Source organism: Halopseudomonas salina, from assembly GCF_008641105.1.
Genome location: NZ_VTTI01000004.1, coordinates 257,951 through 273,228, shown reverse-complemented (window position 1 = coordinate 273,228; position 15,278 = coordinate 257,951). Strand labels below are relative to the sequence as shown.

Here is a 15,278-nt window from a genome sequence, read left to right as displayed (position 1 = left end):
TTCCTTGGATTCTGTTGGTGCATGGGTCATTCGAATTCGGCGGCATAGAGGTCGGGCTTGAAACCCACCAGACGCTTCGAACCGATATCGAGTACCGGTCTCTTGATCATTGACGGATTGAGCTGCATCAGGGCGATAGCCTTTTCCGTATCGATATCGCTTTTTTCGTCGTCACTCAGCTTGCGATAGGTTGTACCCTGACGGTTGAGGATGGTCTCCCAACCATGCTCTGCGCACCAGGCGGCCAGCCTTTCAGTGTCGATGCCGTCTTTCTTGTAGTCATGAAACTGATAACTCACGCCCTTTTCATCCAGCCAGGCGCGAGCCTTTTTCATCGTATCGCAGGCCTTGATGCCGTAGAGGGTGATCATTTTTCCAGGTCCTCGATGAACTGACGGATGCGCTGCGCCGCCTCGATACAGTCGGCGAGCGGGGCTACGAGCGCCATGCGAACTCGTCCAGCGCCGGGATTATACCCGTCAATTTCCCGGGAAAGGAAACTGCCGGGTACCACAGCCACATTCTGCTCAGCGAGTAGGCGCCGGGTAAACTCGCAGTCATCGATCAATGTTCGTGGCCAAAGGTAAAAGCCGGCGTCCGGTCGTTCGACGTCCATCACGCCATTCAGTATATCCAGCACTGCATCAAATTTTGCCTGATATTGGCGGCGATTTTCGACCACATGGTCTTCGTCCCCCCAGGCGGCAAGACTGGCCATTTGGCTCTGAATCGGCATTGCGCAGCCGTGATAGGTACGGTATGTCAGATAGGGCCGTAGCAGGTTGGCGTCGCCGGCGACAAAGCCCGAGCGCAGACCTGGCAGGTTGGAGCGCTTTGACAGGCTGTGGAACACCACGCAGCGTGCGTAATCATCCCTGCCCATTGCCGCGCAGGCCTGGAGTAGTCCGACCGGGCCGATTGCCCCGGGGGCATGAATCTCGCTGTAGCATTCATCCGAAGCGATAAAGAAGTCGTGCAGGTCTGCCAGCTTGATCAGTTTCTGCAGCGTGGCGAGTGGCATTACGGCGCCGGTTGGGTTGCCGGGTGTGCAGATGAACAGGACCTGGCAGCGCTGCCAGATCGACTCAGGCACCTTGTCGAAATCGGGTACAAAGCCATTGCCCGCGTCACAGGCAAGGTAATGGGGCTCCACTCCGGCGAGAAAGGCTGCTCCTTCGTAGATCTGGTAGAACGGATTGGGACTGACGACCAGGCCTTCAGGATCGCGCCTGACCATCGCCTGAGTGAAGGAAAACAGCGCCTCGCGGGTGCCGTTGACCGGGATTATCTGTGTTGCAGGGTCTACATGCGTGAGCTGGAAGCGACGCTTGAGCCAGTCGGCAATGCCCTGGCGCAGCTCCGTGATACCCAGAGTTGTTGGGTAGACTGCTGCCTTGTCCAGATTGTCAGCCAGTGTCTGCAGCACAAAGGGCGGTGAGGGATGCTTGGGCTCACCAATCGAGAGCGCAATCGGGCGCAGCCCGGGGTTGGGCGTCACATCTGCGATCAATGCGCGCAGCTTTTCAAAGGGATAAGGCTGCAAGCGGTCCAGATCGGTATTCATTATATGTCTTCCTCAGATCAGGATCTGGCTGGGCATGGAGGGTTGCGCCTGGCCACTGGAGTTGCCGAGCGTTTCCACGATGGTGTTTTGTAGTCGGCGACACAGCTCCGGATCAGACAGGGCCTGATTGTTTGCATCGGTTATCACAAACACGTCATCCACGCGCTCGCCCAGGGTGACGATCTTGGCGTTCTGCACGTTGATGTCAAAGTCCAGCAGAATGCGACCCATTCGTGCGAGCAGTCCCGGCCGGTCCGGTGCGCTGAGCTCGAGAATCGTATGCTGGCGCTCCGGGGCATTGAAGATGGTTACCTCGGGCGCAAAAGAGAAGTGCTTGAGCTGGCGCGGTACCAGGCGCTGGATAATCGAGGGGTAGGCATCTGGGTCGGCCAGGGCCTCGATCAGATCATGCTTGATCTGGCGAATGCGCTCGGGGCTGTCGCCGATCGAGCTGCCATCGGCGTCCAGCACAATGTAGGTGTCCAGGCTGAAGCGGTTGGTCGAGGTAATGATGCGCGCATCCTGAATGCTCAGGTTGAGCTGGTCCATCGCCGCCACGGTCACGGCAAAGAGGTCGTGTTGCTCGGGGGTGTAAATGAATATCTGCGTGGCACCCTCGAACTCGCGCTGGGCAGTTTCCTTGATCAGCACCAACGGCCCGTTACGGTCAGGATGCTGGACAATGGCCTCGGTATGCCAGGCGACGTCGCTGGCGGTGTGGCGCAGGAAGTAATCCTCGCCCAACTGCTCCCAGAGTTCTTCGGCGTCCTCTTCCTCGACGCCACTGCGCACCAGAATGTCGAGGGCCGCATGCTGCGTCTGGCGTACGTGCTCCTCGCGATCCGGTGGGTTTTCCAGGCCGCGGCGCAGGGCGCGCTTGGTTTCGGTATAGAGCTGACGCAGCAGGGATGCACGCCAGGAATTCCATAGCGTCGGGTTGGTCGCATTGATGTCGGCGATAGTCAGTACATACAGGTAGTCCAGCCGCACCTGATTGCCGATGTGCACGGCAAAGTCGTGGATCACCTGCGGGTCGGAAATGTCCTTGCGCTGGGCGGTAGTCGACATGATCAGATGGTTTTCCACCAGCCAGCTGATCAGGTGCGAGTCCCAGGCCGGCAGCTGGTGACGCTGACAGAACGCCATTGCGTCCACCGCGCCGAGTTCCGAGTGATCGCCACCGCGGCCCTTGGCGATATCGTGGTAGAGGCCCGCCATATAGAGCAGGTCAGGTTTAGGCAGCCGACAGAAGATACGCCAGGCCAGGGGGTACTTTTCCTGATACTCGGGCTGATTCAGCTTGCGCAAGTGCTTGATCAGATTGAGTGTATGGGCATCGACGGTGTAGATGTGGAACAGATCATGCTGCATCTGGCCGACAATCTTGCCGAACTCGGGCAGATAGCGGCCGAGAATGCCGTAACGGTTCATGCGGCGCAGATTGCGGTGAATGCCTTCTTTGCAGCGGAAGAGCTCGACGAACAGACTGGTATTGCGAATGTCGGCACGGAAGGCATCGTCGATCAGGCGCCTATGGTCGCGCAGCAGACGAATGCTGTCGGCGCGCACACCGCGGATCTCAGGGTTCTGCGCCATCAACAGGAAAATTTCCAAAAGGGCAAAAGGGGTGCGTTTGAATACCTCGGGGTGCGTTACTTCAATATAGTGGTTGCGTATCTGGAATCGCGAGTTCAATGGTTCGATTTCGGTCGTTTCGGCATCGCGCAGCAGTATCTCCTCGAAATGCTGCATAAGCAGATCGTTGAGTTCTGACAGGGACATTACGATCCGGTAGTACTTCTGCATGAAACGTTCGACTGCTAGCTTGCTGTCGTTATCTTCATAGCCCAGCTGTTTGGCCAGAGTGCGCTGGTAGTCAAATAGCAGCCGGTCTTCCGCCCGCCCAGCCAGATTGTGCAGGGCGAATCGCACCTGCCAGAGAAAAGCCCTGCCTGCCGTGAGAATGCCGTACTCCGGTTCGTTGAGAAATCCCCTGTCGACAAGCTCGCGCAGATCGTTGGTGCCGAAATGCCGCAGTGCCACCCAGCCGATGGTCTGGATGTCGCGCAGGCCGCCGGGTGAGCTTTTAACGTTGGGCTCAAGGTTGTATTCGGTATCGTTGAACTTGGCGTGGCGTCGCTGTTGTTCTGCCCGTTTGGCTCGAAAGAACTCGGCGTCGGTCCACATGTGCTTGGCGCTGAGCGCCTCGATCATCGCCTGGCGCAGGCTTTCGTCTCCAGAGAGGGTGCGTGACTCCATCAGGTTGGTGATCACAGTGATGTCGTTGCGCGCCTCATCCTGGCATTCGCTGATCGAGCGCACACTTTGGCCGACCTCTAGGCCGATGTCCCAGAGCAGCATGAGAAACTGTTCAATCGAATCGCGATAGGCATCGGTATTGCTTTCGCGCAGCAGAATCAGCAGGTCGATATCCGAGTGTGGATGCAGTTCGCCACGTCCATAACCGCCTACCGCCAGCAGCGCAATACCTGGCGTGTCAGTAGTAGCCTGGATCGACCACGCCTTGCGCAATATCTGGTCGGTGAACCAGGCGCGCTCGTGGATCAGTTGGTGAATATCGCGACCGCTTTCAAAGCGTGCCCGCAAAACCGTATCCGCATTGCGAATGACCTTTTTGAATGCGCCTACAGGGCTGCTCTTCAATGCCAGTTCAGCCTGAAACTGGCCCGGGTCGAACAATTCGTTATCCACAGGACTACCCCGATTGTCGTTTACTGGAAGGTCTCTTCCTGGCGACGTGTGAGTACCTCATAACCGTCCGCGGTTACCAGGATGGTGTGTTCCCATTGGGCGGAAAGCTTGCGGTCCTTGGTAATCGCAGTCCAGCCATCGCCGAGCAGGCGGGTTTCGTGCCGGCCCTGATTGATCATTGGCTCGATGGTGAAGGTCATGCCTTCCTTGAGCTCCATCCCGGTACCGGGACGGCCGTAATGCAGCACCTGCGGGTCCTCGTGGAAGACCTTGCCGATGCCATGGCCGCAATATTCGCGGACCACGCTGAAATGATTGGCGTGGGCGTGCTCCTGGATCACGTGGCCGATATCCCCCAGGCGCGCGCCAGGGCGAACCACTTCAATACCCTTGTACATGCATTCCTGGGTCACCCGTGCAAGGCGCTGAACCCATTCGGGTGTTTCGCCGACCAGAAACATCTTGCTGGTGTCGCCGTGATAGCCATCCTTGATGACGGTAACATCGATATTCAGGGCGTCGCCGCTCTTGAGCTGCTTTTCGTTCGGGATGCCGTGACACACTACGTGGTTGATCGAAGTGCAGATCGATTTCGGGAACGGAATGCGGCCGGGTGCGCCGCCGTAGTTGAGTGGAGCCGGGATGGCCTTTTGCACATTGACAATATAGTCGTGGCAGATGCGGTCCAGTTCTTCGGTGGTAACGCCGGGTTTGACATGCTCACCGATCATTTCCAGCACCTCAGCCGCCAGGCGTCCGGCTACGCGCATGCCAGCGATATCTTCCGGGGTCTTGATGGTAACGGTCATTGCGGGATTCTCTCGTTTGGGCGCTGTCGGTTGTCACGCCGGCTGACGCGGTAATCAATCGCGCAGTTTAACAGACATGCTGCGCGCTGTTGAGGGCTGCCGGGCGTGACCGCCGGGCATCTGCGCCTTTATCTGTTTCCGGTTGTATGGTATAAAGCGCCGCGCCTGAACAAAGATCATCAGGCTAAAACTGAAACCACACACGTATCGACACGGTGTCCTGGGTGCCCTCCGGGGTTGGACACTGGGATGCGTGGAGGCTCAACCCGAAATACATTGGAGCTGTCATGACTCAAGTATCTATGCGCGATATGCTGAAGGCCGGTGCGCACTTCGGCCACCAGACCCGTTACTGGAACCCGAAAATGGGCAAGTACATTTTCGGCGCTCGTAACAAGATTCACATCATCAACCTCGAAAAAACCATGCCGATGTTCCACGATGCCCTGACCTTCGTAGAGAAGCTGGCATCCGGCAAGAACAAGGTTCTTTTCGTCGGCACCAAGCGCGCTGCCAGCAAAATCATTGCTGAAGAAGCAACCCGCGCCGGCATGCCCTACGTCGACCATCGCTGGTTGGGCGGCATGCTCACCAACTACAAGACCATCCGCGCCTCTATCAAGCGTCTGCGTGATCTTGAAATCCAGGCTGAAGACGGCACCTTCACCAAGCTGACCAAGAAAGAGGCGCTGATGCGTACTCGCGACCTGGAAAAGCTGGACCGTAGTCTGGGCGGTATCAAGGATATGGGCGGCCTGCCTGACGCGATGTTTGTTATCGATGTCGAGCACGAGCGCATTGCCATCACTGAAGCCAACAAGCTGGGCATCCCGGTTATCGGCATTGTGGATACCAATAGCAGCCCGGACGGCGTCGATTACGTCATCCCCGGCAACGATGACGCGATCCGCGCCATCAAGCTTTACGCTGCTGCCATGGCTGATGCCGTACTGAGTGGCAAGAACAACGGTGGCGCCGGCGACGAGTTTGTCGAAGAGGCCGCTCCGGCCGCTGCCGAGGCTACGCAGGGCTAAGGATGTTTATTGGCCGTTTGACGCCGTAACGAAAAGGGGGCCATGCCCCCTTTTTGCAATATAGTGAAAGCAACATGATACGGCTGCCAGCCAATGAACAGGCAGCCTCAAATCAAGCAAGCTAGAGGAACAACCCATGTCACAGATTTCTGCAGCTATGGTCAAGGAACTGCGCGAGCGCACCGGCCAGGGCATGATGGATTGTAAAAAAGCCCTGGAAGCCGCTGGTGGCGATATCGAAAAAGCGATCGACGACATGCGCTCCGCCGGTGCCATCAAGGCTGCCAAGAAGGCTGGCAACATCGCCGCCGAAGGCGCCATCGCTGCCAAGGTAGCCGATGACGGCAAGAGCGGCGTGATCATCGAAGTCAATTCCCAGACCGACTTTCTGGCTCTGCAGGATGACTTCAAGAACTTTGTTGGCGAGAGTCTGGACAAAGCGATCGCAGCTGGCTATTCCGACGCTGCGCCGCTGATTGCCGATCAGGAAGCTGCCCGCGAGGCATTGATCGCCAAGTGCGGTGAGAACGTCAATATTCGTCGCCTGACCCGCGTTGAAGGCGATGTGATCGGCGCTTATCTGCACGGTCACCGTATTGGTGTACTGGTCACTCTGAAGGGTGGTAACGCAGAGTTGGCCAAGGATATCGCCATGCACGTGGCTGCCAGCAATCCGCAGTTTCTGGATCCGACCCAGGTCTCCGATGACGCCGTAGCCAAGGAAAAGGAAATCTTCCTGGCGCTTAATGCCGAGAAAATTGCCGGCAAGCCGGAGAATATTGTTGAGAACATGGTCAAAGGCCGTATCAACAAGTTTTTGTCCGAAGCCAGCCTGGTCGAGCAGCCCTTCATCAAGGATCCTGACGTCAAGGTCGGTGAGTTGGCGAAGAAGGCCGGCGCCGAGATTATCGACTTCGTACGCTATGAAGTGGGTGAGGGCATCGAGCGCGCTGAAGTCGATTTCGCTTCCGAAGTAGCCGCACAGGTCGCGGCGACCAAACAGTGAACATGCGATTGGAACGGCGCATGACGGGCCACCCGCGAGGTGGCCTGTAATACAGTTTCAAATAGAGGCTTCCCGCGCAGGCGTGAAGCCTCTTTTTTAGGAAACTCTGAACAAGTGGTAACCGGCACCGTCAGAAAATTTGCCAGGTTGTTCCGGTTGTAACTTGTTGAGCGTTTCGCCATTCCCAGCAGGAGAGTCCAGATGGCCCAGGTACCCAGTAGTCGCCAGCCCAAGTACAAACGAATTCTACTCAAGCTAAGCGGTGAGGCCCTGATGGGCACCGAGGGTTTTGGTATCGACCCCAAGGTGCTGGATCGGATGTCACTTGAAATCGGCCAGTTAATCGGTATCGGTGTGCAGATCGGACTGGTCATCGGTGGCGGTAATCTCTTCCGGGGCGCTGCCTTGCACGCGGCGGGCATGGACCGCGTTACCGGCGATCACATGGGTATGCTCGCTACTGTGATGAACGCTCTGGCCATGCGTGACTCGCTGGAGAGATCCAACATTCAGACCCGCGTCATGTCCGCTATTACAATGGAAGGTGTGACCGAGCATTACGACCGCCGCAAGGCGATGCGCTATCTTGCCGGTGGGGACGTGGTAATATTCTCCGCAGGTACGGGCAATCCCTTTTTTACCACGGATACAGCAGCTTGCCTGCGGGGTATCGAGGTTGATGCCGATCTGGTGCTCAAGGCTACCAAAGTGGACGGGGTGTATAACGCCGACCCGATGAAGGACCCCAATGCCGAGCGGTTTGACAGTCTGACCTACGATCAGGTCCTGGACCTCAAGCTTGGCGTAATGGACCTGACCGCGATCTGTCTGATACGCGATCACAAGATGCCCCTGCGGGTATTTAACATGAACAAACCCGGTGCGCTGCTCAATGCGGTGGTAGGTAGCGCCGAAGGGACATTGATCGAGGGTTGATAATGATCAACGAAATCAAGAAAGATGCGCAGGAGCGCATGAAAAAGTCAGTTGAATCCCTGGGCGGCGCCTTCGCCAAGATTCGTACTGGCCGGGCTCACCCGAGTATTCTCGACAGCGTAATGGTGTCCTATTACGGCAGTGACACGCCCCTCAAGCAGGTGGCTAACGTCAACGTCGAGGATTCCCGTACGCTGGCTCTGACGGTGTTTGACAGAAGCATGATCCAGGCCGTAGAGAAGGCCATCATGACCTCCGACCTTGGCCTCAATCCAGCTACTGCGGGAACCACTATTCGTATTCCGATGCCGGCGCTGACAGAGGAAACCCGCAAGGGCTTCACCAAGACTGCGCGATCTGAAGCGGAGAATGCCCGGGTTGCTGTCCGCAATATTCGTCGTGATGCGCTGAGCTCACTCAAGGATCTGCAGAAGGAAAAAGAGATCAGTGAGGACGAGGAGCGCCGCGCAGCGGATGAAGTCCAGAAGCTGACCGACAAATACATCGCCGAGATCGACAAGGCGCTGGAAGCCAAGGAAGTGGATCTCATGGCCATCTGATGGCCGGAGTCCCAAGGTTTATTGATGAATGACAAGACTGCAACAGCGCTCGCTTCAGTGCCCCGTCATGTTGCCATCATCATGGATGGCAACAACCGCTGGGCGCGCAAACGGCTGATGCCCGGCGTGGCTGGCCACAAGGCTGGGGTGGATGCGGTAAAGGCAGCGATTGAAGTCTGTGCGGAAGAGGGCGTAGAGGTGCTCACGCTCTTCGCTTTTTCCAGTGAAAACTGGCGTCGCCCCGAGGATGAGGTTGGCGCGTTGATGGAGCTTTTTCTTGGCGCGCTTCGCCGGGAAGTTCGTCGCTTGCGAGAAAATGACATCCGACTGCGCATAATCGGTGATCGCTCTCGCTTCACGCCAGAATTGCGCAAGGCCATGCACGACGCAGAAGCTCTCACGCAAGGGTGTCAGCGGCTGACCCTGGTTGTCGCTGCGAATTATGGCGGGCAGTGGGATATCGCCCAGGCGGCGCGCCAATTGGCCGTCAGAGTGGCTGAAGGACAGCTGGATGCCGGATCTATTAGTGAAGCGCATCTGCAGGCCTGTCTGAGTACAGCCGAGTGGCCGCTTCCGGATCTGTGCATTCGCACTGGCGGAGAGCGCAGGATCAGTAATTTTCTACTATGGCAGCTGGCATACGCAGAGCTGTATTTCTCCGACCTCTTCTGGCCTGACTTCAAGCAGGACGCTTTGCGCGAAGCCCTTGCGGACTTCGCCCGGCGTCAACGCCGGTTTGGTAAAACCAGTGACCAGATCGTAGGAGTGCAGACCTGATGCTCAAGCAGCGAATTATTACCGCCGTTATTCTCGCTCCACTGGCAATCGCTGGCTTCGTTCTTCTGGAAGGGGCCGCTTTCGCGTTGTTTGTTGGCGCAATTGTGGTTTTGGGGGCCTGGGAATGGGCGCGCCTGGCGGGCGAAGCAGCGCAGAAGGGGCGTATTGTTTACGCGCTGGTTGTGGCGCTTTTCATGTTTGGCCTGTACCGCGATGCCTGGCCGGCTCACTACCTGTTTCTGCCCGCTCTGGCCTGGTGGCTGGTCGCGCTGGTGCTTATCAGCCGTTATCCGAAAGGCCGAGGGCTCTGGGCAGGATCCATGATCAGCCAGCTCTTCGGGCTGTTGATCCTGCTTCCTGCCTGGTATGGCCTTGTCTGGTTGCGGGCTCAGGAAAACGGTTTGTGGCTCATCCTCGGCGTGTTGATTCTGATCTGGGCTGCTGATGTAGGAGCTTACGTAGCGGGCAAGACCTGGGGGCGTCGCAAGCTGCTCCCGCGGGTCAGCCCGGGCAAGACAGTCGAGGGTCTGCTGGGTGGGCTGGTTTTTACTCAGCTACTGACGCTGGGCGTGTTGCTATATCTAGGCTGGGGTGTGACGGCATTGCTTATGGGGCAGGTGACTGCGGCGCTGGTTGTTCTGTTTTCCATTGTTGGTGATCTGACCGAGAGTTTGTTCAAGCGCGAACAGGGGCTTAAAGATAGCAGCAGCCTGCTGCCTGGCCACGGCGGGGTTCTTGATCGTATAGACAGCCTGACCGCAGCCGTGCCAGTCTTCGCCCTGTGCTGGATGCTGATCGGGGAACGTCTGGCGTGAGTGTCTCCTGGGTAACGGTGCTGGGTGCGACCGGGTCTATCGGTGTGAATACGCTTGACGTCATCGCGCGGCATCCCGAGCGTTACGCTTTATTCGCCTTGACCGGCCACAGCCGCATAGACGTGCTGGAGAACCAGTGCCTGACTCATCGCCCGCGGTATGCAGTCGTAGCCAGCGATGAGCAGGCGCTAGCTCTTCAAGCCCGTTTGCTTAATGCGGGATGTCCAACTGCTGTATTGGTCGGCGCAGAATCCCTTGAGCAGGTCGCCTCAGCAGAGGATGTTGACGTCGTAATGGCGGCTATCGTGGGTGCGGCAGGTCTTCGTCCGACCCTGGCAGCAGTCCGCGCCGGCAAGCGTGTTCTGCTGGCCAACAAGGAAGCACTGGTCATGTCTGGTGCTTTGTTCATGCAGGCAGTAAAGGATAGCGGCGCAGTGCTGCTACCGATAGACAGCGAGCACAACGCCATCTTTCAATGCCTGCCGGTGGATTATGCCCGTGGCATGGCCAGTGTAGGTGTGCGCCGAATTCTTCTGACAGCTTCTGGAGGTCCCTTCCGGGACATGAGTGTCGAAGACTTGAAAACGGTTACGCCGAAGCAGGCCTGCGCTCATCCCAACTGGTCCATGGGGCAGAAAATCTCGGTGGATTCGGCCAGCATGATGAACAAGGGGCTCGAATTGATCGAAGCTTCCTGGCTTTTCAATGTCCGTCCAGCGCAGATCGAGGTCGTGATACACCCCCAGAGTGTGGTGCATTCTCTGGTGGATTATATAGACGGGTCGGTCATTGCCCAGTTGGGTAATCCGGACATGCGAACACCTATTGCCCATGCACTAGCCTGGCCTGAACGGCTTGACTCCGGCGTCAGTCCGCTTGATCTGTTATCGGTTGCCCGGCTGGACTTCCGTCCACCCGATCCGAAGATGTTTCCTTGTTTGCGTCTGGCCAGAGAGGCTGCTGAATCGGGTGGCACTTCTTGCGCTGTTCTCAACGCCGCAAATGAAGTCGCAGTAGAGGCTTTCCTGACTGGACGCATTGGTTTTACCGATATCCCTGTTATCATCGAGCACACGCTAGATTGCATGGCCTCCGAATCCGTCCAGGATCTGGATCACATCCTGCTGACCGACCGCCATGCGCGCAAGCATGCTAACGACTGGCTGAGCCGTCACTTCTGACCGGTCCTATTTGAACCAGTACCGCTGATCGACCGATCGGAACGCGGTAACCACTTTCCCTGAGCGAGGCACTGGATGGATCTCTTATTCACCCTGTTGGCGACTGTCGTAGCCTTGGGTCTGCTGGTGACAATTCATGAATATGGTCATTTCTGGGTAGCCAGACGCTGCGGCGTCAAGGTGTTGCGATTTTCTGTGGGTTTTGGTCCTGCGCTCTACAGTTGGCACGACAAGCGCGGCACCGAGTATGCGATTGCTTCGATACCGCTGGGCGGCTACGTCAAGATGCTTGACGAGCGGGAGGGTCCGGTTGACGCAGCAGAGCTTGATCAGGCGTTCAACCGTAAAACCGTACAGCAGCGGATAGCCGTTGTGGCTGCGGGCCCAGTGGCCAATTTTCTGCTTGCCATTGTGGCTTTCTGGCTGATCGCGGTACTGGGTATCACTACGTTGGCCCCGGTGCTCGGGCCTGTTGAAGAGGGTAGCGTGGCAGCCCGTGCCGGCCTGGTAGAAGGGTTGGAAGTGGTCGAGGTCGATGGTACTCCCACTCGTAGCTGGCAGGAGGTCAACCTTCAGCTGATCCGCAGGCTCGGGGAAACCGGGCAAATGCAGATAAAAGCTATTGAAAACGGCAGCAGTGTTCCCCAGAGCTACAGCCTGGTGCTCTCGGACTGGCTGCGCGGGGCCGATCAGCCGGATCCTATCCGGGCTTTGGGGTTGACCACCTGGCAGCCAGATGTTCCTCCTCTGGTTGGCGAGGTCAGTGATGGTGGGGCAGCGCAGGCTGCCGGCCTTCGGTCCGGCGATCTGATAGTCAGCATCAACGGCGATCCCGTGGATAACTGGCTGGAGCAGGTGGTGCCGGCTATTCAGGCTAATGCCGGTCGCCCGCTGGAAATGGGTATTGAACGGGACAGCGTTCGCCAGACATTGACCCTGGTGCCCCAGGGGCGCGAGCACAACGGTGAGGTCTCGGGGTTTGCCGGGCTCGGTGTTGCTGCATTCGACTGGCCAGAGAGTATGATTCGCGAAATCGACTACAATCCGTTGGTCGCTATCCCGGTCGCAGTAGCCAAGACCTGGGATATGACAATTTTGACCCTTGAGTCGCTTAAGAAGATGCTCACGGGCCTGGTGTCGGCAAAAAACTTGAGTGGCCCGATAACCATTGCTAAAGTGGCGGGCGCTTCGGCCAAGTCGGGACCTGAGAGTTTTCTTAACTTTATTGCCTACCTGAGCATCAGTCTGGGCGTGCTTAATCTATTGCCTATCCCGGTATTGGATGGGGGCCATTTGGTTTATTACACGGCTGAGTGGATCAGGGGCAAGCCGTTATCCGAGAGGCTTCAGGCCTGGGGCTTGCAGATTGGGGTGGCATTGATAGCCGGTGTGATGCTGTTTGCCATCTTCAACGACATAAGCCGCCTGGGTAGCTAGTCCGGAATGCACGAATACGAGCTGCCGTACGCGGTGGATAGAATTTAACCAGTCAGCCAGAACGGATTTCATGAAACGTTACTTATTGCCTGCGCTATTGCTGATACTCCTCGCGCCAATGGCCTTCGCCGACGCCTTCCGTATCTCCGACATCCGCATCAACGGATTGCAGAGGGTCTCCGCCGGCAGCGTCTTCGCTGCTCTGCCCCTCAATATCGGTGATGAGGTGGACGATCAAACGCTGGTGGAGGCGAGTCGCTCGCTTTTTCGCACTGGTTTTTTTCAGGATATCCAGCTAGGCCGTGAGAACGACGTTCTGGTGATCACGGTTGTCGAACGGCCCTCCATTGCGGCTATTGAACTTGAAGGCAACAAAGCCATTGAAAGTGACGACTTGCTTGATGGTTTGCGACTGGCCGGTCTTTCCGAGGGAGAGATTTTTCAACAGGCGACCCTCGAGGGGGTGCGTAACGAATTGCTCCGTCAGTACGTGGCCCAGGGGCGTTATTCAGCTGACATCGAAACAGATGTCATAGCCGAGCCACGTAACCGCGTATCGATCAAGATTCAGATCGATGAAGGCTCTGTTGCCTCGATCAAGAACGTAAACGTGGTGGGTAACACCGTGTTCGACACAGAAGAACTGGTCGACATGTTCGAGCTCAAGAGCAGCGGCTGGCTGTCTTTTCTGCGTAGCGACGACAAGTATTCACGCGAGAAGCTATCTGGGGATCTAGAGCGTCTGCGCTCCTGGTACCTGGACCGCGGCTACATCAACATGAACATCGCTTCCACCCAGGTTACCATCACGCCTGACAAGAAGAACGTCTACGTTACAGTCAATATCGACGAAGGTGAGCTCTACACTGTCAGTGACGTGAATTTGTCCGGTGATCTGATTGTTGCTGAAGATGAGGTGCGTCGGCTGCTGCTTGTGGAGCCAGGCCAAGTATTTTCGCGTCAGGTCATGACTGCCACGTCCGAGCTGATTACCCGCCGCCTGGGTAACGAGGGGTATACCTTCGCCAACGTTAATGGTATTCCGGAAATCAACGAAGAGGATCAGAGCGTCGGCGTTACCTTCTTTGTAGACCCCGGCAAGCGCGCCTACGTAAACCGGATCAACTTCCGTGGTAATACCAAGACAGAGGATGAGGTACTGCGCCGCGAAATGCGTCAGATGGAGGGTGGCTGGGCTTCAACCTATCTGATCGACCAGTCCAAGGTTCGCCTTGAGCGTCTTGGCTTTTTCAAGGAAGTCGATGTGGAAACTGTGCCGGTACCCGGCGCGGATGACCTGATCGACGTCAATTATACCGTCGAAGAACAACCTTCCGGTTCGATCACCGCGAGTCTGGGTTTTGCCCAGGGTACCGGCCTGATCCTGGGTGGTTCGATCAGTCAGAACAATTTCTTCGGCACCGGTAACCGGGTCAGCCTCAGCGCCAATCGCTCTGAATACCAGACCGCTCTCTCTTTCGGCTTCCTTGATCCCTATTTCACTGCCGACGGCGTGAGTCTAGGTTATAACGCTTTCTACAGGGCGACCGATTACGACAAGCTGAACGTTGATGTGTCCAGCTACTCTGTGGATTCCTACGGTGGTGGGTTCAATATCGGTTATCCGATCAGTGACACCTCACGACTGTCCTTTGGCCTGAGTGCGCAGCAGGACGACATCCAGACGGGTAGCTTTACTGTCCAGGAGATCGACCAGTTCCTCGATCGTGAAGGCGATAGCTTTACCAACTTCAAGTTCAATGCGGGCTGGTCGCAGTCGACCCTGAATCGAGGTGTCTTTCCCGACCGTGGCTCATCGCAGAGCGTCAACTTCGAGACAACCATTCCTGGCAGTGACCTACAGTTTTACAAGGTCGATTACCGTGCGCAGCGTTACTTTCCGGTCAGCGAAGACTTTACCCTGCGTCTGCATGGCAACCTCGGTTTTGCCCGTCGCTTCGGGTCTACCCAGAGTGTTCCGTTCTACGAACACTATTATGCGGGTGGCATCGGCTCGGTACGTGGCTACCGCGAAAGCTCTCTTGGGCCGCGTAGCACACCGGCAGCGGCTGATCCGGATAAAGACGAACTACCTTTCGGTGGCAACATCAAAGTGGTTGGTGGCGGCGAATTGATCTTCCCGGTGCCTTTCATCAAGGACCAGAGTTCTCTGCGTACCGTGCTCTTTCTGGACGCGGGTAATGTATATGACACCTATTGCAGCAGAGACGTCTTGACCAATGGCGAAGATAACCCCGGGTGTGGTGAGGTGGATCTGGGCAACCTTCGCTACAGCGCAGGTTTGGGCCTCTCATGGTTAACGGCCCTGGGCCCTCTGGGCTTCAGTCTCGCGGTACCGTTGAACAGCCAGTCCGAGGATGATACGCAGGTATTCCAGTTTACCCTGGGTCAGACGTTCTGATCCGGAACACCCTATAAGTTACAGG

The 15,278-nt window shown here is 57.0% G+C and carries 13 protein-coding genes; 9 read left to right on the top strand and 4 right to left on the bottom strand.

All coding sequences use genetic code 11. The features are described from left to right. Window positions 1-26: 26 nt before the first annotated feature. The 4 genes from FZF01_RS08670 to map are packed head-to-tail and all read right to left on the bottom strand — an operon-like array spanning window position 27 to window position 5,085. Window positions 27-371, bottom strand: a complete 345-nt coding sequence (locus tag FZF01_RS08670; RefSeq protein WP_150277750.1) for an ArsC family reductase — start codon at window positions 369-371, stop codon at window positions 27-29. After that, window positions 368-1,564, bottom strand: a complete 1,197-nt coding sequence (gene dapC / locus FZF01_RS08665) for a succinyldiaminopimelate transaminase (protein WP_150277749.1) — start codon at window positions 1,562-1,564, stop codon at window positions 368-370. Before dapC ends, FZF01_RS08670 begins: the two co-directional genes overlap by 4 nt. A gap of 12 nt (window positions 1,565-1,576) precedes the next feature. Then, a complete protein-coding gene (locus tag FZF01_RS08660; RefSeq protein WP_150277748.1) occupies window positions 1,577-4,276 on the bottom strand; it encodes a [protein-PII] uridylyltransferase in 2,700 nt (899 codons plus the stop codon). Between the two features lie 20 nt (window positions 4,277-4,296). Next, window positions 4,297-5,085, bottom strand: coding sequence for a type I methionyl aminopeptidase (map, locus tag FZF01_RS08655; RefSeq protein ID WP_150277747.1), 789 nt, complete (start codon window positions 5,083-5,085; stop codon window positions 4,297-4,299). A gap of 287 nt (window positions 5,086-5,372) precedes the next feature. On the opposite strand from map, the gene rpsB reads away from it, so the two are divergent. The 9 genes from rpsB (at window position 5,373) to bamA (ending at window position 15,253) form a co-directional block, all read left to right on the top strand. Further along, window positions 5,373-6,119 (top strand): 30S ribosomal protein S2, encoded by a 747-nt coding sequence (gene rpsB / locus FZF01_RS08650; protein WP_150277746.1) that lies wholly within the window; start codon window positions 5,373-5,375, stop codon window positions 6,117-6,119. A gap of 136 nt (window positions 6,120-6,255) precedes the next feature. Then, window positions 6,256-7,125, top strand: a complete 870-nt coding sequence (gene tsf / locus FZF01_RS08645) for a translation elongation factor Ts (protein WP_150277745.1) — start codon at window positions 6,256-6,258, stop codon at window positions 7,123-7,125. Window positions 7,126-7,326: 201 nt separating this feature from the next. Further along, a complete protein-coding gene (gene pyrH, locus FZF01_RS08640; RefSeq protein WP_150277744.1) occupies window positions 7,327-8,061 on the top strand; it encodes a UMP kinase in 735 nt (244 codons plus the stop codon). 2 nt (window positions 8,062-8,063) lie between these two features. Beyond that, a complete protein-coding gene (gene frr, locus FZF01_RS08635; RefSeq protein WP_150277743.1) occupies window positions 8,064-8,621 on the top strand; it encodes a ribosome recycling factor in 558 nt (185 codons plus the stop codon). Between the two features lie 24 nt (window positions 8,622-8,645). Continuing rightward, window positions 8,646-9,398, top strand: coding sequence for a polyprenyl diphosphate synthase (uppS, locus tag FZF01_RS08630; protein ID WP_150277742.1), 753 nt, complete (start codon window positions 8,646-8,648; stop codon window positions 9,396-9,398). Next, entirely contained in the window at window positions 9,398-10,213 is an 816-nt protein-coding gene (locus FZF01_RS08625) for a phosphatidate cytidylyltransferase (RefSeq protein WP_150277741.1), read from the top strand. The genes uppS and FZF01_RS08625 overlap by 1 nt, the downstream gene beginning before the upstream one ends. Beyond that, a complete protein-coding gene (ispC, locus tag FZF01_RS08620; RefSeq protein WP_150277740.1) occupies window positions 10,210-11,394 on the top strand; it encodes a 1-deoxy-D-xylulose-5-phosphate reductoisomerase in 1,185 nt (394 codons plus the stop codon). Before FZF01_RS08625 ends, ispC begins: the two co-directional genes overlap by 4 nt. A gap of 75 nt (window positions 11,395-11,469) precedes the next feature. Then, entirely contained in the window at window positions 11,470-12,831 is a 1,362-nt protein-coding gene (gene rseP / locus FZF01_RS08615) for an RIP metalloprotease RseP (RefSeq protein ID WP_150277739.1), read from the top strand. 70 nt (window positions 12,832-12,901) lie between these two features. After that, complete coding sequence (gene bamA / locus FZF01_RS08610; RefSeq protein ID WP_150277738.1) at window positions 12,902-15,253, top strand: outer membrane protein assembly factor BamA; 2,352 nt, start codon at window positions 12,902-12,904, stop codon at window positions 15,251-15,253. Window positions 15,254-15,278: the final 25 nt, after the last annotated feature.